Below are 22,064 nucleotides of genomic sequence, written 5' to 3' on the forward strand. Positions count from 1 at the left end.
AGTAAAAGTTTTTGAAAAAAAATAATCAATCTGCGATTTGATTTTCTCAAGGTATCTCCAGTAGTACCAGAATTGGATCTACTACTGGAGATTTTAATTTATTGCTTTTCTAGAACCCATTTTTGATTACTAGTACCAATATTATTATTGATACTGTATAATACAACTTGTGTATTATCACTCGTGCTACTTCCGGGATTGTCGATAATGTATCCTTTGCTGAGAATGGTTTTAATGTAAACTGTATTATTGCTCTCCAGAAAATTGATGGTCCATTGTTGATTTTGGTTTGTTGAATTGGTATACTGAATTAATCCTGTGTTGATGTCATCAATACTTCCTGGAATATCGATAGATTTGGAACTAGCAACATTTACTAAAGCATACCCAGCGCTTCCGGCAACGATTTTCCATTTTTGTGAATCACTTATGCTATTGCTATACTGTACGATCTGAGCTGCATTAGCGGTACTATTATCGCGAACAGTGAGGTATTTGCCGCTGCTTACATTTTTTATTTTGTAGGTATCATTCGCACTGAAAATGGTGAGCGGAATTAATTTTGAGGCTGCTTGTTGATTAAAAATATCTGTTAATGTTATGCGGACTGTATAATTTCCTGATGTTAAACTGCTTGATAACGTGTCCACTCTTTTTTCGGGTTTAATTTTCTCCTGCGTTTGTATTACAGACCCTGAAGCATTTAAAAGCTCAAGTTTATAACTAAGCTGCGGTGATTTGTTTTCATTTATTCCCCAGGATACAATCAGCTTGTTGTTGTGGTAACGTGCAGTACTATAGCTGTTTTCTATGGTCGTTAATTCCGGTGCATTACCTTGACCTGCCTGTTCTGGTAAATTTAGTACCCGCCCTGTACCAAAGGCTGGATCTGGCGTGGTGGAACCACCGTGTTCCATGAAATATGCGTCTTCTGTACTGTTGTATCCGACATTAAAGGCGCGATCAAATTGACCATTACGTACTGAATCATTGTCATTGGCAGAGAAATATCGGCTATTTGATTTTTCCCAAACGTTATTGATACTTAAATTCCAATTGTCTTTAAGAAATGCTTTACGGTGAAATCTACCATCATAATTTGGATTATCTCCGACCCAATTTTCTAAAAATGTTCCAGTACCTGACCCCAGATATCCTGCGCTTGCTTCACGGCCAATTGTAGAGGTATGCAACCATTTTCCTGTAGATAAATCTTGAACAAAATTGGCAATATATATTTTTCCATTTTCCTTCCAGGAACGAATGACCATATTATACCAAGTGTTGAGCGTCCAATTATAAGGATTTAATGTCTTTTGCCCATCGCCTTCACCACCAAATCGGCTGGCAATTGTTTTGCTATCGAGATAAGAGTAAAATGCTAAATTATTTGTTGCAGTATTTTTGTCCCACAGTGATGCTAGCATAATATTGGAAGTGCCATAGCGCAGGTCTGGTGTATCTTGAAGTCCCATATAACCGCCGTTATAATTTAGGACAGAAAAGTATTCCGTTTTTGCCGTATTTGTGATCTTTATTTTGCTCATTTTCAATATTGCATCAGAAGTGAAACTGTAAACAAGATGTTGTGAAGGAGCTGCATTACTACCTGTCAATGTGAGGTTAAGTAAATCTTTGTCACTTTGTGAGATTAGATTTGAAGGCTTTTCTAATCCCGATTTTACAATTTCCTTTGAACACGCTATTGTGCTCAATGCAGCGAGAAATACGCTGTGAATCATTAATTTTCTCATAAAAGGATCTGTTTATAATGGGTTTTTATTGCGTATTCTTTCCGCAATGGTATTAAGGTAGGAAGTTTTCATTGAATAATTAGCAGCTGTTTTTAATGAAATCGATTGCGCAATTTTTAGTGTAATAAAAGGATGGGGGGCAGATCGTGAGCTGTTTAAGATGTTGATTTTCAGTTTTATTCAGAATGCTGCCAAATTTCTTTAAAAAAAATCATCAGTTTTTTGTTTAGACAAACAAACTTATGCTCGGTTACTATTGTTATATAATTAAGTTGCTAAATATTAAAACATTAAAATAACATATATTATGGGAAATTTATTATATATAATCGCAGTCATTTTAGTCATTATCTGGGCGATCAGTTTTTTAGGAGGTTTCTACAGTGGCGGTATTATCCACGCTTTATTAGTCATTGCAATAATTGTAGTATTGTTGCGTGTTATTAGAGGAAATGCATAAACTTTAACTTACTGATAAACATTCAGGATATTTCAAGAAGGTAGGTTGAAAAGAGACTTTTTAAAAGTCTCTTTTTTATTATATAGGATCTGAATAAGGTGCAAATGCGTAATCTAGTTCCTACTTTTTTGATCTGGAATAAGCAGATGGACTGACACCTTTGCTATTTTTATAGAAATGAGAGAAATGACTTTCGTCGTTGAATCCAAATTCGTCAGCAATCTGTCTGAAAGTAAAAAGTCCTGACGTTAATCGTTTATCGATCAATGTTATTTTATATGCTGTTAGATAGTCGCGATAACCCATGTCGAAGTTTCTTTTAAAATAGGTGCTGAAGTAAGTAGGTGCAATATTAAAGTGGGCTGCAATTTGTTTAATTTGTATTTGCTTTGGTTCATAAATATGTTGGTGAATATAAGAAACAAGAAGTTCCTTTGCCGGGAAATTATTTATTCCAAATAATAACATTTTTGTCATCGTTTCTATGATTATCCCGAATATGGAAAGAATCTGATGGAAAACAAGTGGAGATGTGGAAAGTGATCCAACACTATTATAAAGTAAGATATTATCTATTGTATTCCTTAATATTTTCCTTATCTCTGGATTGAATTCTAGTTTTATTTCTTTCAATATTTTATTATTCATGATCGCAATAGGCTTATTTAGTGTTTGATTCTGTTGCGTCCAATGATTGCTATTACTGAAATAATCGTCAGTGAATTTGATTGCTATTACCCTTGTCCTTTTTTCAATTTTGAAATTATGTTCATCTTCAGGTGATATTACAAAGAGATCTCCTGCGTTATAGGCTAAGCTGTTGTTGTTGATCTCATGAATTCCCGACCCTTTATAAATATATACCAGTTCATAGTAATTCTGTCCATGAACGGTTAGGTGGAAGTTGGATTCCTCAAAGTCAAATAACTTCAACGCATCAAATTGCTTGAGTTTGGTCATATGCGAGGCTGATTTATGTAATACTTCTCTTTGTTAAACTTCGTGATACATCTTTTCCAATACTCAAAAATTGTTCTAAATACCGTTGATTACCATAATTATTATAACTTCTTTATTTTTTGTTTAAAACAAATATACATACTAATGTTGTTTTTATACATGCGATAGGGATAAACAGGGTGATAATTTTGCTGTCATAAATTAGCAAATTTTCACATGGATAATTTTGTAATGATCGCTTTCTGTATTAGTGCAGGAATGATCTTTCAGCATGCCAAATTCATGCCTCATGATGCACATAGAGGTATTAATATCTGGATATTGTATCTAGCTTTACCAGCTGTATCATTTAAGTATATTCCACATATCACATGGAGTAATCAGATGGTTTTTCCTGCAATCTCTCCCATTATTGTCTGGGCAGGAAGTTGGATATTTATGGAATTCTACTGTCGTTATAAAAAGTATGGGCAACGTACCCGCAGTACTTTAGAATTATCTAGCGGTTATAGTAATACTTCTTTTATTGGATTTCCCTTAATTACGGCCTATTTTGGAGAACATGATCTGAGTATTGCTATTATTTGTGATCAGGTGATGTTTGTTCTTTTGTCTACTGTTGGAATTATTGCGGCAGTTAAAGGAAATCCTTCCGATACAGGGGGAGTTAAAGTTTCTTTATTAATTAAACGCTTATTTACTTTTCCTCCTTTTATCGGTTGTGTTAGCGCTCTTTTTTTGTCCAAATTTATCGATTTGCAGATAGCTGAACCATTTATCAATAAATTAACAGCTACTGTTGGTCCGCTTGCTTTGTTTTCTGTAGGTCTACAGCTCAAGTTTAAAGGGTGGAAACAGCAAATTTCACAACTTTCAATGGCGATGTTATATAAACTGGTGATTGCACCTGGTTTGGTACTGTGTATTGCGATTATTATGGGTATTAAAGGGGATATCGCCCGCATCAGTATATTTGAAGCCGCTATGCCAACATTAATTACCTCGGGCATTATTGCAGAGCAGTTTCGGTTAAATGCCCGGTTGGTGAATCTGATCATAGGGATCAGTATTTTAGTAGGGTTTGTAACGACTGCATGTTGGAATGGAATAATGGATTATCTCATGATTTAATAAGTTTTAATTTTCAACCTTAATGTATGACAATTCTTAAAGTTTAGATTTCAGTTTTGTTTTTGAATTCATTTGTTTCTCTATTTTTCAGTTCCGCTGTAATTTCCTTTAGCTTTTTGAAAAGAATGATTGCGATCGTTGATAGTGAAAAAGGTATCGCTAAAAGGGCACTGAACTTTTTGGTTATGGAAATATAAATCCCCATTGCTAATAGCAATACCAACATTGAGGTTAACGTAATGGCTATGACTGCCGTTGTTTTTTTTGCTTGCAGCAATTCTTCATTGCTGTATTCACTGATTGGTTTTTTATTCATAAATAGGTTTCGTTTTAATAATTTAAATTTAATATCGCTATTTTTTTTGTCGATTTTTACTACAGTGAAAAGCAAAGGTTAGTTTAATTGTTTTTATCTGTTATTCATAAGTTTTAAACTTAATCTTTTTTTGACTTTGCAAATCGTTTTGCTAGGTAATTTCTAACAGGAATATCATATAATTTTAAACAGATATAAGCCAAAATAATACTTCCTATGACTACAGCTGCCGCGCCAGGTAAGGATTGCTCGAAAGTGAGTTTATTATTTTTTACCCAGGCATAGTAAAGATAAATAAAAGGATAATGTACAGTATATAATGGGTAAGAAATGTCTCCTAAGAATCGACATAATCGAGTTGTATATTTATCTGTGCTTTTGCCTGAAGCGCCTAGATAGACAAGAATAGGGAATATTACTACGCAACAAATGGTGTCATATAGCCCATTTATCCATAAGTGCTCTGCTCCACCTAGGCGGGGTAGGGCTAATAGGGTCACTATAGTGATACTGCATATCCAAAAGGCTCCCTTAATATTAGCGGGTCTGAAAATTCGGGAGAGCAATAAGCCGGCAGAGAAAGAAAATAGAACGCGTAAAAATCCTGCTGTAAATTCTATTTCAGTTAACGAGAAACCGGCACAAATGTCCCCATACGGTCCTGCAATGGCAAATGTTGCTAAACCACAACCTGCAATAAAAACTAATAATGCTAGAATCTTGGTTGAAAATTTTCGAATAATTAAGGCATAAAGAATATTTCCAATATATTCAAAGAATAATGACCAGCTCGGTCCGTTTAGCGGAAACATCTCACCTAGACCCCTAACTTCATGTCCCGGCATGGCCGGAATAAGTAATGCATTTAATAATGTTGCTCCAAGTAAAGCCACTACAGTTACGGATGATACATCCCATACTGAACATCCTTGAAAGTAAAACATAATTGCACCTATAACAGCTCCCATTACAACCATCGGGTGTAGCCGTATGATTCTGCGTCTGATAAAATCTTTTGTAGACATTTTTGACCAGCGATCATCATAAGCATAACCGATAACAAATCCAGATAAAATGAAGAAAAAATCAACAGCTAGGTAACCATGATTGATACGTTGATCCAAATGACTGGTCGCAAATGCTTCAAAAATGTGAAAACATACCACAGTAATTGCTGCTACACCCCGAAGTCCATCCAGTACGTTGTAATGTGGTTTATTAAGATCGTGTGTGAGCGAATTGGTTTGTGTGTTTAGCATGCAGACAAATTTGATTAGTAGTATATTTTTATTGAATAGCCAAAAGACCGTGAATATAGGAATTAATTACAGTTTTTGAAATAATTATGATCTTAAAAAATGGAAATTTCTTTCAATTTTCGTAATATTTTTGCTATTATTATAGTTATTAGATTCATTAGTTGTAATTTGCTCAATATTTATGCAATTATAATACCTTACAATGAAAAGGAAACTAAACCTATTATTTCTCTTTCCTATATTATTGGGATTTACCAATAATATTGAAAAGCCAGTACATCAAAAAGTAAAAAATGAAAATGTACATTATTCAACGACAGCTACATTACATGCTCAGGATAGCTTAAAAACTTTATCAGGAGCTCCGGCAGACCTGATTATGACCTCTTTTACAGCTGCGGATCTTACTCCTAGTCCAGCTTGTTTAGCTGTGGCGCCTACGGGTGAAGTTTACGTTGGGGTTGATATGATCGGATCTTTAGGAAAAGATATGGGTAAAGGGTTTATCCGCAGATTTGTTGACACGGACAACGACGGGAAAATGGATAAGCATACTGATTTTGCACGTGTTGATAATCCCCGTGGTATTTTTGTTTTAGGTGATCAAGTTTTCGTTTTGCATACGACGTTTGATGCATCGACTGGAAAAGCAACAGGAATGGATTTAGTTGTATTTGAAGATAAAAATCAAGATGGGGTTGCGGATGGGGTAGCTAAACCACTTATAGTGGGTCTAAGTAATACCAAATATATTCAAGAGCGTGGTACGGATCATGCTACTAATGGAATAAGGATGGGTATTGATGGATGGATGTATATTGCAGTTGGTGATTTTGGATTTCATAATGCAACAGGTACAGATGGCAAGAAATTGACCATGCTGGGGGGAGGAATTTTACGTGTGCGTCCTGATGGAAAAGAAATGGAAATATATACACATGGATTACGTAATATCTATGATGTCGCTATTGATCCATATATGAATATCTTTACCCGTGATAATACCAATGATGGTGGCGGTTGGGATATTCGTTTTTCGCATCAGATTCAATCTGGAGAGTACGGCTATCCTTTGTTATTCCAAAATTTTACAGAAGAGATTATTCCTGCTTTGGCCATGTTAGGTGGTGGATCGGGTACAGGATCTTTATATATGGACGAGGATACTTGGCCTGAAAAATATAATAAGGTACCGATGATGGCGGATTGGGGCAGAAGTTTCTTATATATGCATCATGTTACACCAGATGGACCAAGTTTTACACAAAAAGAAGAAGAATTTATCCAATTGCCACAAATTACAGATTTAGATGTGGATGGTTCCGGCAGGTTATATCTAGCAGCTTGGGATGGAGCTGGTTACTCAGGTAACCCGGATAAAGGTTATGTTGCGCGCGTAGTACCAAAAGGATGGACATACAAAGCTTTTCCTAATACGAAGAAAGCATCTATTGGCGAGTTAACTAATCTTTTGAAATCGGGTAGTGCAACAACTAGGCTTTACGCGTCACAAGAACTTGTTTCCAGATCATCAGATGAAGCAACAGCAGCTGCTATTAGTATTGCTAAAGACAAGAGTTTAGGGCTCAGTGCTCGTGTTGCCGCAATATATACTTATGCACAGTTGGCAAAGGAAAAAGCAATTCCGGTTTTGGTTGAACTTACAAAGGAGGATCAGATCCGTGAATTTGCGTTACGTGCTTTGGCTGACCGTATGGGATCATTAGAGCAAGTGCCAATTGATCCATTCATTGATGGATTGAAAGATGCTTCCGTACGTGTACAAACGGCTTCAATGGTTGGTTTGGGTCGCTTGGGCCGAGTAGAAGCTGCTAATGCATTATTGCAGACAAAGGTGCCGGCATCTTTTGTTGCTCCCGCTAAAGGAGTGGAGGGGCCACACGATAAACCTAATGCCGCCATTATACCTGCACATCTAGCGGTTAAAGCGTTAGTTCGCTTAAATGCAGTTAATGCAAGTGTAGGTTTTTTGGGAACAGAAAATCCTGATCTAGCTTTATGGGCTATGCGTTATATGCACGATGCCAGAGCAGTTGATGGCTTAATCGCTGCTTATGGAAAATCAAAAGATCAAAAATTTAAAGATAAGATTCTAGTAACCTTAGCTCGCTTATATAAGAAAGAAGATGCTTATGATGCTTCGTGGTGGTGGGGAACTCGTCCTGATTCGCACGGGCCATACTATAAAGGAGTTGTTTGGGAATCTTCACCGGTCATTGAGAAATTCCTGAAGGCAGAGAGCGTAAAAGCTGGAGCGACGAAAAAACAATTTTTTTCGGATCTGAATGAGAAATTCCGTATGGAAATTGCTTCTTTTAATGTTGCTAAGAAAGAGGTTGCTGTAAAAGAAGTTAAGGAGAAAAAAGTTGATTTAGAAAAAATCAAAAACCAAAAAGGGCAAGTAGGAAAAACATCCATTGAGGATATTATGTTAGCATTAGCTAAAATAAAAGGTGATCCGGTAAAAGGAAAAGCGCTATTTACAAAACAAGGATGTTTTGCATGTCATAGTCTTAGTAAAAGTGAAACGATGAAAGGACCATTTATGGGACAAATTGGTGCAATCATGAATCGTGAACAGATTGCCGAATCAATTTTAAAACCAAATGCTTCAATTTCTCAAGGATTTGCAACAGTTTTGATCAGCACTAAAGACAAAAAGAGTTTTATGGGTTTTGTGACACAGGAAACTGCTGATAAAGTTGTATTGAGAGATATTGCTGGATCTGTTACGACAATCAAAAAAGCTAATATTGCAAAACGTACGGAAATGGGTAACTCGATGATGCCCGCTGGATTGGCAAATTCATTAACAGTTGAAGAATTTGCTTCACTAGTTGCGTTTCTAGCAAAACAAAAATAAGAAGTCTTAACATTTATATCATTAGAGGCCGTCAGCTACATTTAAGTTGGCGGCCTTTTTATGTTTCTTGTCAGCCTAATGATAAATTATTTATGGATATCTTTTGCTATAATAATCGAAAAGGAAATTGATCTTTGATTTGGACTTGACAAAATAATATAAAATAGATAATTTAACATATAGAAAAAGATTCATGATTTTTAACGGATCGTTTTTTTATAATTTGCTCGGGATTATAGTCTACAGCTACTTAGACTAATCGAGAAGAGTAAAAAACAAACAAACTTAAAGCCGTTCTGTGTTGTTATATAATAAAAATATGTTCGGTCAAAGACAGCTTATGAGTTGTACTTGTGGAACTATTTTGTTGAATAATATAATATATAACAGGTTTTTGAGGTTATATCATTGAGTATCATTTTTTTAATTAAATTGAGTATGGGAATACGTTTTTATGTCTGTCTTTTTTTCGTGGTAAGCTCGATCACATGTTTTGGTCAAATCAATATTGATAAGATGCGCTCAGATTATGCTTTAGCTGTAAAAGATAAAAAGCTCTGTGAAACGAATCTTAAAATCTTAGATGAGGGAGCAAATACAGTAACCGAAAAAGGATATCTTGCCGCATATGAGATTCTTTGGGCAAAACATAAAAACAATCCATTTACCAAATTAAGCCAGTTTAAGAAGGGTAAAAACTTATTAGAATCTGTTATTGTCAAACAAAAAGACAATATCGATCTGCGTTTTATCCGTTGGTCTGTGCAAACCCATGCACCCTCATTTCTCAATTATAGTAAAGATCGAATAGATGATAAAGAGTTTTTGGTGCATAATCTAAAAAAACTACCGAGTCAGGAAGGAAAAAAAATCATTTATAAATATCTGAGCGAAGCCAACAGCTATCTTAAGGGAGATCATGCATTCTCAAAAGCTGAGCTTGCTGAACTTTCAAAATAGTAGCTTAATTTTATAAATGGTTCCGTATAGTTTGTAAGAAAGATTACTTACTATTTTAATTTCTTGTTTTTAGAACATACTTTAATAGTTATTGAATGTTTTAAAAATGAGATTTTTTTTTTTTGGTTCTTACTTCTGCAATTACTTGTTTTTTATTTTTGAAATTAATTAAATGATCTGGACATGTAGTCTATCTAGGTATAGCTCTATAAAATTATTTCTATCCTTTTTGGTTTATATAAATAATTTTTTAAGAGATTAAGTTGAATTATAAAGGTTAAGCTGATCACCATACTTACTATATAGGAATGATTAATTTCCTATCCTAACAAATAGAAACCCCTGTAATCCGACAGAATATCGATTTCAATGTATTGCAATCAATTGTTTAAATAATTATCGTACTTATTCACTACAGCTGCAAGTACCCGAATTTATATAATTTACGAAAATTGAGAAGATTGAAGTCTAAAGTATTCGCATTATCAATGAAGTCTAGAATAATCTAATGCATGTTGTAATGATTAATGGGCAAGAACTAAGTGAAATTTACTTAGTTCTTGCCCATTAAGTGCATTTATATTTACTGTAACTAATACATGGAAGTATTATACGTTAAATTATCCTCTGGTTAACCAACCACTTCTTCCCGCAGTTGCAATTGCATAAGGTGTGATCCAGAATAGTGAAAGTGCGTAAAAAATACTATATGTATATGCCCAGATTGCTTCCTTCTTATTATCACTTTTTGAAGCAAAAAAGAATGCTTGGACGCTTGAAAAAATCAATATGCCGACAAAAGTAGCACTCAGAAACATTAGTGGATAATGAAATATTGTCCATAGCATTAATACAAGCAAAGGATAAGAAAGTAAGACTTTTTTCCACTGCATAAGCAATAAGATACGCGTACCCAATTTTTTACCTTCTCGGAAGTTGGTAAAAGCAAAACGGCTCATCATGATGTTTTCGCGTACATTACTTCTTTCCCAACGGATATACATTTTATATAGATTTTTGTATCGTACGGGAGTATCAGTATACACATAAGCATTGGACTGAAATAGTACGTGATATCCTTGTTTTAGAATCATATTTGTCATAGCACGATCTTCCCCAATATCTGATGGTTGATCCATAAAGGTCTGGTTAATCCAATCTTCAAGACAATTCATGACCGATTCTTTTCTGTATGCAGATAGGGCTCCAGGTGTACACATTACTGAACCTAATACACTTTGTGCAGAGCGTACAAATTCAAAACTAAATATAAAACTAACACTGAGCATACGTGGAATAATTGCTTTCTTATTGTTTAAAACACGTACATTTCCTGCAACTGCTCCACAATTCTCATTTTTTACAAAAGGAGAAACCATATTACGCAAAGTGTCTTTTTTAACAATAGAATCACTATCAACTGTAATAAATACATCGCCTTTTCCTAATTTGAATCCACGATATAATGCATGTCGTTTACCCATATTCTTAGGTTGCTTATAGATTTCCACACGGTCACCCAATTCTGCTTTGGCACGCTGTATCCAGGTAAACGTATCATCTTTACTTCCATCATCAATAGCAATTATCTGAAGTTTCTTTTCTGGGTAATCACTATTAGCGAGACTGTGTAAGGTATCATACACCAGATGACCTTCATTATATGCGGGTACTATAATGGTACATGAAGGCAGCTCCTCATTTGAAACCGAAGCTATCGGTTTATACTTCATATGTAAAACAATTAGATAAACTAAAAAGCTTACGCTAGTTAAAAGTAAAAAAATACCAAATCCAACAAGCAATGTTCCACCTATACTGTTTAATCGTTCAAATCTTAATGCTTCAAATTCTGTTTGAAGCATATACAGACCGAAAACCGATGTTAGTAAGATCAAAAATGTAAAGCCCCAAATGCTATATTCTTTGAGACCATATTGCATTGTTTTACGTAACAAATTATTTTTTTGTTGTTTCGATTCCAGCTCTTTTGAATTAAATACTGCTGGCTTGACTTGCATCTTAACCTCCGATGAGGGAGTGAGAACTTCTTCCATGTAATTCATATTCTTCTTTATTATGAGTGTGTGCTAATGCATTTGATTTTGCTATCAAATGATAAACTATCTTTTGTAATAAGAATATTACGATTGACTATTTACAAAACACATGCCCTAATAACCATTTAAAAAATATGTTAATTGCTAATTGTAACAAACTTGATATAATTATTGGTGTCATAAACAACTGATTTATAGTGGTGTTATCGTCGTTTTTTGATGCTTTGGTATACTTGTTAAATATCTGTTAGATAAGTAGATATTTAAGGTTTTTTAACATTTCGGACATGTTGTCCTATGTTATTTATTCTTTTTTGTTGTCACTTGAAGACAGTAAATAACCAAAATTATCTCATTGGCTGATGATTTACTGTTACCATCTGGAAAATTAAGCAACTAAATTTGTACAGAAGTTATGATAGGGTCTATGTTAAAATTTTGGCACTAATTATTCAATTAAGGTTGAATTTAATTTCTTGGAGTATATGCGTAAATCCAAATCTTGCTCGAAGGATGATAGATTATAAGTAATTCAATTATACAATGATGAAGCTTAAATATTTTACCCTTGATTTTGTCTATCCGCTATAATAACGATTTGCTTATTAAAAGTAAGTATATCGACCTCAAGAGGTGTAATGTTACTTCTAATATAGTGGAGAATTCTAATATCTAAAAATAATATGCTAATATTTTTAGATATAATAAATTATAGTTATATTAGTACTATTAATATTAGTGTACTTTATAGTTTGATTATGGAAAAAAAACCAGCTTGCTGTCCGCTTTGTGGTGCTCGCACAGAATGGATTACCGAATTTATGAATGCGTCTTATGTACAGATTCATACTTGCTTAGATATTCACTGCTGTTATGGATTTTTAGTAAAGGAATAATGAGCGGGTGTGAAAAATTGATATATTGAAAGGGTGTTTACTTCATTTTTATGTATAAGTAGTGCTTAAAGGAGTTAGTCTTGCGTGGCTAATTGGTCGTGAATTTGTTATACAGTTTACGAAATAAATTGCAGATCCCTAAGTCTGTGGAGAAAGGCTATTCAGAAAAAGATTCCGGTAAGGTGTAGTAATATCATGCGGGTAAGAATATTTATTCTTTTTCCCTGCTTATATGAGGGAAAAAGAATGTGTATAGTATGAGGTTTAATATGAAATCAACATATTGAGATGGGGTGTTATTTCATTGAAACAACTAGGCCTTTCTACCTCGTCTATAGGATTTTGCTTACTTTATTTTTCAGATTGCTTTTTAGGTTTTTTTACAAGGATGTATATTGAGAATGCAAAGACGGTGAAATAGACAGCTGCTAATGCGGGTTTCTCAAATGTAAAATTTTCAAAGTCGAACTGTTTAAATAGGGTCACTCCGAGTATAATAGCGATAATGCTAAATACAAATAATATTGATTTTCTGTTGTCCATATTTTTAATGTTTTATAAGTAAGTCGATTAGTGTTCCTATTGTTAATGCAATTGTTACAGAAGTTAATATTCCTAACACGAATGCGGCAAATGCTTTTAAATAATTTATAGTCTTCTTTTTGTCAAAGAAATGACCAATAGCCCAACTACAATAGGCAATACCAATCATACCTCCAAATTGCATTAAGTCAATTTGTATCAAACCATATAAGCAAGCAAAAAATGCATATATAAGCATCTCTATACCTGTAACAAAGCATAGTAATATTAAAATTTCAAAAAAATTATAGTCATATTTTTTGAAAAATATTTTAACCCAAAAAGCAGTAAATACTCCCAGTATGATGTTGGCATAGCCATAGTGACTTTGTACCCAGCTGAAAATTCTGCCTGTGGTGGTTGTTGAGATTCCGTCATATTTTACATAACCTTCCTCAATATGGAAAAATCCGTTAACAACTGTATATAGAAGGGAAGTGATGATGATAAAAATAATAGGTTTTACAAGTCGAGCTCTATTTTCTGAAATATAACGTCTCACATTGTCCCCAGGGCTAGTTATTAATTCCTTGATGGTATATAGGATACCTCTTTCAAAATGTAATACATGTTCGATCTCGTGTGCAATATAATGCCCATCTATTCTCTTAAGTTTTGAAGGTTGTCCGCAGTTTGGACAGTAATTCTGATATACTTCGTTGTTGCAACTTTTACAATTCATCTCTCTTCATTTAATAATTTGGCTAGTATTTATTTACAAATGGTTAGATCGGTAGCAACTTCCATTTTTAATATAAATATTGAAATGTATATGGATGAAACAGTTTGTCATTATCCATGAGTCAAATGTATTAAGTTTAATTGTTAGTACGCATCGATCCTATTAAATCTACACTTTTGTGTAGGATTAAAATCAATACTCATTTTGCAATCAAATTGAATATACAGAAGCTAAGTATTGCATGATATTGCGAAATTGGTTGCTTAATTTTTATAATTGATGAGCATAAGTGCATCTTACTATGAATTAGAAAAGTGACAGTTCAATTGCTATGGCTGTAGCTTCTGTAATACTTTTTACTTTTAACTTGGAGAATATTTGCTTTTTGTAGAATTTAATAGTATCGATAGAAACAAAAAGGATTTCAGCTATTTGCTCCATTGTTAATCCTTGGGCAGAGTATCTTAGAACATCTTTTTCTCTTTTTTTTAATAATATTGCAGGTTTTTCTGACCAAATATTATTGATCAGATCATATTCGAAATAAGATTTGTCAAATTCATTCTTTATTCTAATATTTCCCGCTTTAGCATGAGACGATATGGACACCAAACAAAGTGCTATCCAAAGGTTTGAGGAGTTGTCTAGTAGGAGAGGCTTTAGCTTGTGATTGATCAGAATTGGTTTTCCTATTGGTTGCTTAAGGTGGAAGTCATATGAAATGGAATGTTGCATCCGATCTTCTTCCGATAGATTTTTGAGGAAATCAAAGCCACTATCATTAATTTTTTTTAATAGTAGAAGATCTTCTTCAGGTACATTATCAAGATAATGCTGATAACCATTTTTCAAAACCTCATCAGCTGTACGACCACAAAGAAATATTGGATTGTCGGACACAAAAAGAAATCCCTTTTTATAATAATCAATCAAATACACACTTTGATAAGTTAATTGACTGAGTGATCTCGCAAAATCTACGATAGGTTTGGTTATATTATAATCCAGCTCATTAAGAGTATCTTTAAAATGTACGGGCTCAAAAAAATCATCAATATTTATATTCATAAAGTAAGGTTAGTAGGTATAAAATGGTTATCTCTTAATCTATTTTACAAAGTAATGAAAAATGAAGGAAAATCGAACCTTAAATTTAATGTGACTTTGGATCATTTTTATGTATCTTGAAATGTAAAAATTAGTTGTACATAGATTAAATTAGTTAATTAAATGATGGTAGAAATACGGAATGCGATTGAATCTGATTGAGATATTATTAAATTTTGAAAAAGGAATAGTAGATGCTGAAAGACCCTTTGATGACAGTTTAAAAGAAGGGGAGATTCACTACTATGATTTAATGGATCTCATTCGAAGTGAGCGAGCAGCGTTATTGGTGGCTGTTGTTAATAATGAAATTGTAGGTTCAGGCTATGGTAAAATTTTGGAGGCGAAACCGTTTCAAAAACATAAGGAATACGCGTATTTGGGTTTTATGTATGTGAAGCCCACATTTAGAGGTCAGGGTATTAACGGTGTAATTTTACAAAAACTTATGGAATGGGCTAAAAGCCGTGGTTTAACGGAAGTTAAATTGGATGTTTATGATGCAAATGTAATCGCTAAAAATGCCTATCTAAAAGCGGGATTTAAACCCCATTTATTGAAAATGCGGTTAGACTTGTAAATCCTTTTACATTGTAAATTTATAGCTATGTCACTTAATAAAAGTGATCGTGTTACAAATCTGCCTTGGAACTTATCTATTAAATATTTTACATTATAATACTTAACAAAGAAAGCCAAGATACCTAAAGTAACCAAGGTATACGAACTGATGTAGTAAGATCCAGCCCGTATACCTTGATTGTAATTATTCTTATGAAGACTTTTATTTCGCTAACAGCGCGAGTAATTCTTTCGCTGTTTCTTCTGAAGAACCTGGGTTCTGTCCAGTAATTAAGTTACCATCTTTTAAAACATAGCTGTTCCAATCCTCTCCTTTACTGTATATCCCTCCAAGTTTTACCAGTTCATCTTCTACTAAAAAGGGAACAACATTGGTCAATTGCACAGCTTCTTCTTCAGAGTTCGAAAATCCTGTAACTTTTTTCCCTCTAACTAATGACGAACCATTAGTATCTTTTACGAAGCGCAATACTCCAGGAGCATGACATACTGCGGCAACTGGTTTATTGTTCCTCCAGAATGCTTCAATAAGTGCGATAGACGTTTTATCATTTGTTAGATCCCAAAGAGGACCGTGTCCTCCCGGATAAAAAATGGCATCATAATCTTGCTCACTTATTTCCTTTAATGGAATGCTGTTTGCTAGTTTAATTTTCAGTTCTTTATCTTCATCAAATCGTTTTGTTGCTTCTGTCTGAAATTCTGGAAGCGCACTTTTGGGGTCTATGGGTGGTTGTCCGCCTTTAGGAGAAGCAATTGTTACATTTACACCTGCATCGGCCAAAACATAATAGGGAGCGGCAAATTCTTCAACCCAAAAACCTGTTTTATTACCTGTATCTCCAAGTTGGTCATGCGATGTCAGTACAACCAATACTTTTAAATTCTTTTTTTCCATCTTTGAAAATTTTAAATGTTTAAAATGATATCACAAAATAGGGCATAAATCATTAGACCTTTATGTGATATACATCACATTTTAAAGAAAGTTTGTTTTGGTGATATATGTCAGATTATTTGACCTGATAAAGTCTGCTTAATGTTTCGCGCGAAACTCCGAGATATGCCGCAATTAAATGCTTTGGTACCAGGTTATAAAGATCGGGATATTGTTGCATGAGTTGCTCATAACGGCTTCTAGCGTCATTGTTAAGCAAAGAGAGGATTCTTTTTTGTAAACCTATATATCCTTTATTTGAACGCCATCTTAGAAATGTTTCTATCTCGTGAATTTCTTTGCAGACTTTTTCCCGGTCTTCACTAAATAGGCAAAGAGCATTGGTGTCGATAACACAGTCTAGATTGACAGTCGCCTTTTTATTATTATGAAGTGCATCATAATCAGATGCCCACCAGGTTTTTGTCGCAAACTGTAGAATATGCATCTTTTGTTCATCGTTGACAAAGAAAGTTTTTAGGCAACCATTTAGAACAAAATATTCACATAATACACGATCCCCTATATTTATAACAGATTGTTTTCTTTTAAAGGATACAGGTTTTAAAAATGAGAAAAAGTAATCAAACTGTTCATCACTAAGCTGGACAGTTTGTTCTATATGATTTCTAAGAATTTCACGATCGGACATGTGTAACGTATGGATTTGTATAGAAAATAATACCTAAAAATAAGTATTCTTATTTAAGATTAGGAGCGATTTTCAATCACTAATTGTTTGTTTAGATCTGAATCTTATTTGCTATTGTAATGTTAGATTCAGTTCTATTTGGTTATGAAAGTTATTTGAAATTAATCTTCATAATTTTATTTGCATTTCGTTAAAAGCTTTAAAATTTATAAACAAATGCATTGATATTCATACCAGCACCTACGGAAGCAAATAGCGTGATGTCTCCTTTGTTGATCTTGTGTTGAGGCAATTCCCCTTGAAGTATCATCGCTAATAAAGTTGGTATGGTTGCAACGCTATTATTGCCCAATTTCTGAATGATCATAGGCATAATGTCGGGTGGTTGTGGTGTATTGTACAGTTGGTAGAATCTATGCACAATAGCTTCATCCATTTTTTCATTAGCTTGGTGTATGATGATCTTAGCAAGATCTTTTATGTCATATCCACTCTCGTCAAAGCATTTTTTCATCGCTTTTGAAACATTAGTCAATGCGAACTCATATATTTTTCGCCCTTTCATTTTCAAGTATTTTGTGTCAGAATCTTGATTAAAATAGGAGGGGCCAAAATATAAATAATCAATCTCATTGAGTGTGAAAGAAGCCGAAATATGGGATTTAAGACCCGAATCATCATCGCTAGATTCCATTATCACTGCTCCTGCACCGTCAGCATAGATCATACTATCTCTATCATGAGGATCTATGACGCGGGAAAGCGTTTCAGCACCAATGATCAGGCACTTTTTAGCAAGCCCTGCTTTGATAAAGGCGTTTGCCTGAATAACACCTTCCACCCATCCTGGACAACCAAAAAGCAGATCATAAGCTACGCAGAAGTTATTTTTAATTTTTAAAAGATGTTTTACACGTGAAGCAAGGCTTGGTACCATATCAGATTGGATAGAGCCGTGCTTAACATCGCCGAAATTATGGGCAAAGATGATATAATCCAAAGTTTCAGGGTCGATCTGCGCATTTGTTATCGCCTTTTGTGCAGCCTGAAATCCTAGATCGGATGCCACTTGATCATGCGTAGCATATCGTCTTTCTTCGATTCCAGTAATCTCTTTTAGTTTTTGTGTGATTATCTCATTGGACTGTTTTAGAGGCTGTTCATTTTCATCAAAAAATGTGGAATCTTGAAAAAATGTATTTTTAACGATGTGGGATGGAGTATAATGTCCAGTACCTATAATTTTGCTACTCATTTTCTTATATTACTTAATTAATTTAGCGATAATTACTGAGACCAGCAAATCTTAGTTATTGAAGAGGGAATAAATATTTTATTTGTAACTGATCAACCAGCTTCAAACAAACCTCGATAGTTAATTCTCCAGTGCTTTGGACAAGAAATGAATATCTACTTCTTGTACTGGCAAGGAGGTAGATTTAGTCAATTTACTTCCAAAACGTTCGGGATTCTATAAACAATTCAATCTGATTGATTACAATTAGGAGTTTTTTAATGATATCCTGAGTCCAGAACCGGAATATCGTATATTCTAGTTCACGCAGAGCAAGGTTAGTGCGTACGTCTTTTTGCATATTACGTTCGATTTTCGGTATCCAGAATAAACGGTTAGATTTAATACGGTTTCGGTTCTTTTCCAGTCAAAGCCGTGCCAAAATTCACCATCGACAAAAATAGCCAGTTTACATTTTTTTTATGACGATATCAGGTGTTCCGGGAAGTGATTTATCATGTAATCGTATGTTTTTTGTCTATAGTGCTTACCGTAGGATCAGTTCTGGTTTTGAATTTTAACTCGTATTCTTGCCATATTCCAACTTCGTTTGAGGCTTCTATAGAAACTAGCTTTCTTCTGGAAATGCGGTACATGGATTTTTTAGAATCGGATTAACTGCGTTGTTTTTCACTTAGTGTAACAGCGATTTTCCTAAGACTTACTCATTTCATCTCTTTGATTGCACTGATCTTCTTTATATATTATTTGATTTATCTTTTCCAAACCACCAATAGAAAATGCATCCAATTACATTGAATAGTACAACAGCTACTATCCACAGTATCCTCTTGTCACCGGGTATATTATCATTGGTGATGATGTGATAAATCGTGTACACGACCAGAAGAATGGGAACAAGAAGATAAAGCATTTCTGTGGTTCCGATATTGATAAATGATAAGTTCATAGCGTAGAAAATGTTCGTTTACTATCGCGTGATCGCAAAATATATGACATAGAACCAGCTACAGATACCATGGAATATGGCCCAGAGTATTGATTTGTTTCGATCCCAAGAAGTAACAACTGCTATCACCGAACCTAAGCCAATTCCCGATTTAGTAACGATTTGTGTGGTGTTTTCTGTAAAATCCTGTCCAAAAACAAATGAAGTGATTGATAGTAGGAATATAAGTAAGGTTAGTTTTTTCATAATAATGCGCCTTTAGGTTTTAATTCCGGTGTTATATGGGACAAAGTGTATTCCTGTTTTTTTTTGAGTGATAAGCTTTCGCTTTAGCTAACTAAAATTACAACATTTATGTGACCAGGGCAAATAATTGTTGTTGTATATTCAGATTTGCCATCATTGCTGTTCTATAATTAAAGAGAATAACAACCTATTTTCCCATGCAAAAAGATATACTGAGCAAGAAGCTGAAATTAACTGTAGACGAGATAAAAAGTCTACGATTCTTAAAATGCAGATGGCTTCTTGATAATTTCATTTTGATATACTGTAATATTTCTATAGATTTATCTTCAATTATATTTCTTTTTTAAGAAAAACCTAAGCACAATACTACAATGAACTTGAAGGGAATGCCTTGCAATATAGAAGAGTTTAATCGCTTCCAATTGGGTGATGAAGCTGTATTTCATAAGATATTTGTGTTTTATAAGCCTTTCCTGTTTCGGAAATTTAACCAATTTTGTTCTTCCAATGTCGAGGTGGAAGAAGTATTGCAGGAAGTGTTTGTACAATTATTCTTAAAAAGACAGCAGATTCCAGATATTCAATCGATTTTTCCTTTTTTGTATATAGTTGGAAAGCGGATGTCCATATCTTACTTCAGGAAAGCAGTGGTAAGGGAACAATATATGCTAAAAAATCAATCGCAATTTAATGAAGCATATGACTGCCTGGAAACCCACATTGAAACTAAGGATCTATCCGATATTCTAGAATCTATTATTAAAGACCTTCCAACGCAGCAGCAGAAAATTTTTCGTATGAATAAACTTGATGAACTTAGTTATAAGGAAATCGCTGCTGAAATTGGTGTATCAAAACATACAGTACGAAATCATCTAGCTACAGCTTGTAATTTTGTACGATTAAAATTGGATAAGATTCTTTACCTACTTTTTTTTATAAAAATTATTTTCTGACTAGTACATCCTTTCTACCTAGTGCGATTAGTATAATAGAGCAAGGGAAATAAAAGATGTCCAAAGTAGAAGCATATAAAAATTTGATTCGCCAGTTTTATGCGAAGTCTGTCCCCGAGGATTCGAAAGCCCATTTTGCCCAGTATTTAGAAGATCCTGAGTTCTTAGAAGCATGGGAGCAGTTGATCGATGATGATGAATTAGATCGTGCTTCATCCTCAGAACCAGACGATGATCAATTATTTGATAAAATAAAATTCGATTCCCGAATTAAGGAATATTTAACGACAGTACCTCTGCGTAAAAAACTCATTTCCACAAAAGTTTTCAAAATTGCTATCGCATCCTTAATCCTGTGCACAACTGTGGGCAGTTTTTTAATTTGGAATATCAATCGTAAAAGCAACCCGACTCTGGTGAGTAATACTAAAGACTGGGTTGTTCCTGGAAAAGAAAGAGCTCAAATTATTCTAGAAAACGGTCAGGTTATCGACCTTGATAAAATTACAGGTGATACGGTTATTGATAATGGTGCATTCGAAATCCTAAAATTGGCGGACGGTTCAATTTCATATCGCATGAAAAAGGGTGATCATAATGAAAAAAAAATTGCCTACAATACAATTGTTACTCCCCGTGGCGGTGAGTATAATCTGAAATTACCAGATGGAACCAGAGTATGGTTAAATGCAATGACCACCCTTAGGTATCCCATTGTGTTTGATAAAATAAAGCGGGAAATTTATCTGCAGGGAGAAGCATATTTTGATGTAATGGCGCAGCAGGAAGATGGTCGGCGAATCCCTTTTGTTATTCATACTGGTGGTCAGGCGCTTGAAGTGCTTGGGACAGAATTTAACCTTCAAAATTATGGACAGGACATTGTAACAACCTTAGTTGAAGGTAAAGTAAAACTAAATTTTGTGGACAGTCGTCTTGATGATCAATATCTAGCACCAGCGGAACAGTCTATTTTTTATACCAAAGCAAATAAAGTGATTAAAAATACCGTTGATCCCTATTATTTTACAGCCTGGAAAGATGGGAAATTTGCTTTTAGCAAAACCTCCATTCAAGATGTAATGGGGATCATCAGTCGGTGGTATGATGTGGATGTCATTTATAATACTAAAATTGAAAATTTTGAATTTTCAGGCACAATATCTAGATACGAAGATTTTCGAAAACTGTTAAAGACCATCGAATTGGTAGGAGGTATACATTTTGAAATTGAAGGAAGAAAGGTATATGTCAAAAATTAAAGCAATAAAATAACCAATCGGAACTATACATATCGCTATTGAAGGGACGAATGTATAAGTCGAACATTAATAATACAAAAGAATTGGAAAGGGGTATACATTTCAAAATTGAAGGGAGGAAAGTATATATGGAAAAATAACGATACAAACTTTTAAAAAAAATTTCAGGAG

At 34.1% G+C, this 22,064-nt stretch carries 20 protein-coding genes; 7 read left to right on the forward strand and 13 right to left on the reverse strand.

The window, feature by feature from the left end; genetic code table 11:
• Positions 1 to 98: 98 nt before the first annotated feature.
• Positions 99 to 1,754, reverse strand: a complete 1,656-nt coding sequence (locus ACFS6I_RS13420) for a DUF3472 domain-containing protein (protein WP_380921319.1) — start codon at positions 1,752 to 1,754, stop codon at positions 99 to 101.
• A 307-nt stretch (positions 1,755 to 2,061) separates the two neighbouring features.
• Between ACFS6I_RS13420 and ACFS6I_RS13425 the strand changes: the two genes are divergently transcribed.
• Positions 2,062 to 2,214: a lmo0937 family membrane protein gene (locus ACFS6I_RS13425; protein ID WP_108158845.1), complete on the forward strand. Its 153-nt coding sequence runs from the start codon at positions 2,062 to 2,064 to the stop codon at positions 2,212 to 2,214.
• Positions 2,215 to 2,334: 120 nt separating this feature from the next.
• On the opposite strand, the gene ACFS6I_RS13430 is transcribed toward ACFS6I_RS13425, so the two are convergent.
• A complete protein-coding gene (locus tag ACFS6I_RS13430; RefSeq protein ID WP_380921321.1) occupies positions 2,335 to 3,174 on the reverse strand; it encodes an AraC family transcriptional regulator in 840 nt (279 codons plus the stop codon).
• A gap of 216 nt (positions 3,175 to 3,390) precedes the next feature.
• Here ACFS6I_RS13430 and ACFS6I_RS13435 point away from each other — a divergent pair, with 216 nt between their 5' ends.
• Positions 3,391 to 4,305: an AEC family transporter gene (locus ACFS6I_RS13435; protein WP_380921323.1), complete on the forward strand. Its 915-nt coding sequence runs from the start codon at positions 3,391 to 3,393 to the stop codon at positions 4,303 to 4,305.
• Positions 4,306 to 4,348: 43 nt separating this feature from the next.
• On the opposite strand, the gene ACFS6I_RS13440 is transcribed toward ACFS6I_RS13435, so the two are convergent.
• Positions 4,349 to 4,621 carry a redox-active disulfide protein 2 gene (locus ACFS6I_RS13440; RefSeq protein ID WP_132770376.1) on the reverse strand — a complete coding sequence of 91 codons (273 nt, stop codon included), beginning with the start codon at positions 4,619 to 4,621 and terminating at the stop codon, positions 4,349 to 4,351.
• 119 nt (positions 4,622 to 4,740) lie between these two features.
• The gene (locus ACFS6I_RS13445; RefSeq protein WP_380921325.1) at positions 4,741 to 5,880 is read right to left on the reverse strand and encodes an acyltransferase family protein; all 1,140 of its coding nucleotides are present in this window, start codon (positions 5,878 to 5,880) and stop codon (positions 4,741 to 4,743) included.
• Between the two features lie 202 nt (positions 5,881 to 6,082).
• On the opposite strand from ACFS6I_RS13445, the gene ACFS6I_RS13450 reads away from it, so the two are divergent.
• Together ACFS6I_RS13450 and ACFS6I_RS13455 are read left to right on the forward strand one after the other, a co-directional pair.
• Positions 6,083 to 8,764: a DUF7133 domain-containing protein gene (locus ACFS6I_RS13450; RefSeq protein WP_132770374.1), complete on the forward strand. Its 2,682-nt coding sequence runs from the start codon at positions 6,083 to 6,085 to the stop codon at positions 8,762 to 8,764.
• Between the two features lie 438 nt (positions 8,765 to 9,202).
• Complete coding sequence (locus tag ACFS6I_RS13455) at positions 9,203 to 9,724, forward strand: hypothetical protein (RefSeq protein ID WP_021191673.1); 522 nt, start codon at positions 9,203 to 9,205, stop codon at positions 9,722 to 9,724.
• Between the two features lie 620 nt (positions 9,725 to 10,344).
• Here the strand turns inward: ACFS6I_RS13455 and ACFS6I_RS13460 are convergent.
• From ACFS6I_RS13460 to ACFS6I_RS13475, 4 genes are all read right to left on the reverse strand, one after another.
• Positions 10,345 to 11,781, reverse strand: coding sequence for a glycosyltransferase (locus ACFS6I_RS13460; protein WP_021190265.1), 1,437 nt, complete (start codon positions 11,779 to 11,781; stop codon positions 10,345 to 10,347).
• Positions 11,782 to 13,031: 1,250 nt separating this feature from the next.
• Positions 13,032 to 13,223: a hypothetical protein gene (locus ACFS6I_RS13465; RefSeq protein ID WP_380921328.1), complete on the reverse strand. Its 192-nt coding sequence runs from the start codon at positions 13,221 to 13,223 to the stop codon at positions 13,032 to 13,034.
• Between the two features lie 4 nt (positions 13,224 to 13,227).
• Positions 13,228 to 13,944 carry a DUF3667 domain-containing protein gene (locus ACFS6I_RS13470; protein WP_380921330.1) on the reverse strand — a complete coding sequence of 239 codons (717 nt, stop codon included), beginning with the start codon at positions 13,942 to 13,944 and terminating at the stop codon, positions 13,228 to 13,230.
• A gap of 306 nt (positions 13,945 to 14,250) precedes the next feature.
• The gene (locus tag ACFS6I_RS13475) at positions 14,251 to 15,012 is read right to left on the reverse strand and encodes a response regulator transcription factor (RefSeq protein WP_132770368.1); all 762 of its coding nucleotides are present in this window, start codon (positions 15,010 to 15,012) and stop codon (positions 14,251 to 14,253) included.
• Positions 15,013 to 15,193: 181 nt separating this feature from the next.
• Between ACFS6I_RS13475 and ACFS6I_RS13480 the strand changes: the two genes are divergently transcribed.
• Positions 15,194 to 15,631, forward strand: coding sequence for a GNAT family N-acetyltransferase (locus tag ACFS6I_RS13480; RefSeq protein WP_380921332.1), 438 nt, complete (start codon positions 15,194 to 15,196; stop codon positions 15,629 to 15,631).
• A 204-nt stretch (positions 15,632 to 15,835) separates the two neighbouring features.
• On the opposite strand, the gene ACFS6I_RS13485 is transcribed toward ACFS6I_RS13480, so the two are convergent.
• The 5 genes from ACFS6I_RS13485 to ACFS6I_RS13505 all read right to left on the reverse strand — a co-directional run bounded on the left by ACFS6I_RS13485 (position 15,836) and on the right by ACFS6I_RS13505 (position 19,672).
• A complete protein-coding gene (locus ACFS6I_RS13485; protein ID WP_380921334.1) occupies positions 15,836 to 16,531 on the reverse strand; it encodes a type 1 glutamine amidotransferase domain-containing protein in 696 nt (231 codons plus the stop codon).
• 115 nt (positions 16,532 to 16,646) lie between these two features.
• Positions 16,647 to 17,222: a Crp/Fnr family transcriptional regulator gene (locus ACFS6I_RS13490; protein WP_132841873.1), complete on the reverse strand. Its 576-nt coding sequence runs from the start codon at positions 17,220 to 17,222 to the stop codon at positions 16,647 to 16,649.
• A 199-nt stretch (positions 17,223 to 17,421) separates the two neighbouring features.
• Positions 17,422 to 18,477, reverse strand: a complete 1,056-nt coding sequence (locus ACFS6I_RS13495; protein ID WP_380921336.1) for a 3-oxoacyl-ACP synthase III family protein — start codon at positions 18,475 to 18,477, stop codon at positions 17,422 to 17,424.
• Between the two features lie 736 nt (positions 18,478 to 19,213).
• Positions 19,214 to 19,426 carry a PLDc N-terminal domain-containing protein gene (locus tag ACFS6I_RS13500; RefSeq protein ID WP_021190273.1) on the reverse strand — a complete coding sequence of 71 codons (213 nt, stop codon included), beginning with the start codon at positions 19,424 to 19,426 and terminating at the stop codon, positions 19,214 to 19,216.
• Between the two features lie 21 nt (positions 19,427 to 19,447).
• Positions 19,448 to 19,672 (reverse strand): hypothetical protein, encoded by a 225-nt coding sequence (locus tag ACFS6I_RS13505; RefSeq protein ID WP_132770364.1) that lies wholly within the window; start codon positions 19,670 to 19,672, stop codon positions 19,448 to 19,450.
• 389 nt (positions 19,673 to 20,061) lie between these two features.
• Here ACFS6I_RS13505 and ACFS6I_RS13510 point away from each other — a divergent pair, with 389 nt between their 5' ends.
• Positions 20,062 to 20,631 (forward strand): RNA polymerase sigma factor, encoded by a 570-nt coding sequence (locus ACFS6I_RS13510; protein ID WP_168127332.1) that lies wholly within the window; start codon positions 20,062 to 20,064, stop codon positions 20,629 to 20,631.
• Between the two features lie 56 nt (positions 20,632 to 20,687).
• Positions 20,688 to 21,893: a FecR family protein gene (locus tag ACFS6I_RS13515; protein WP_168127333.1), complete on the forward strand. Its 1,206-nt coding sequence runs from the start codon at positions 20,688 to 20,690 to the stop codon at positions 21,891 to 21,893.
• Positions 21,894 to 22,064 lie beyond the last annotated feature (171 nt).

Source organism: Sphingobacterium anhuiense (genome assembly GCF_042686355.1).
GTDB lineage: Bacteria > Bacteroidota > Bacteroidia > Sphingobacteriales > Sphingobacteriaceae > Sphingobacterium > Sphingobacterium anhuiense.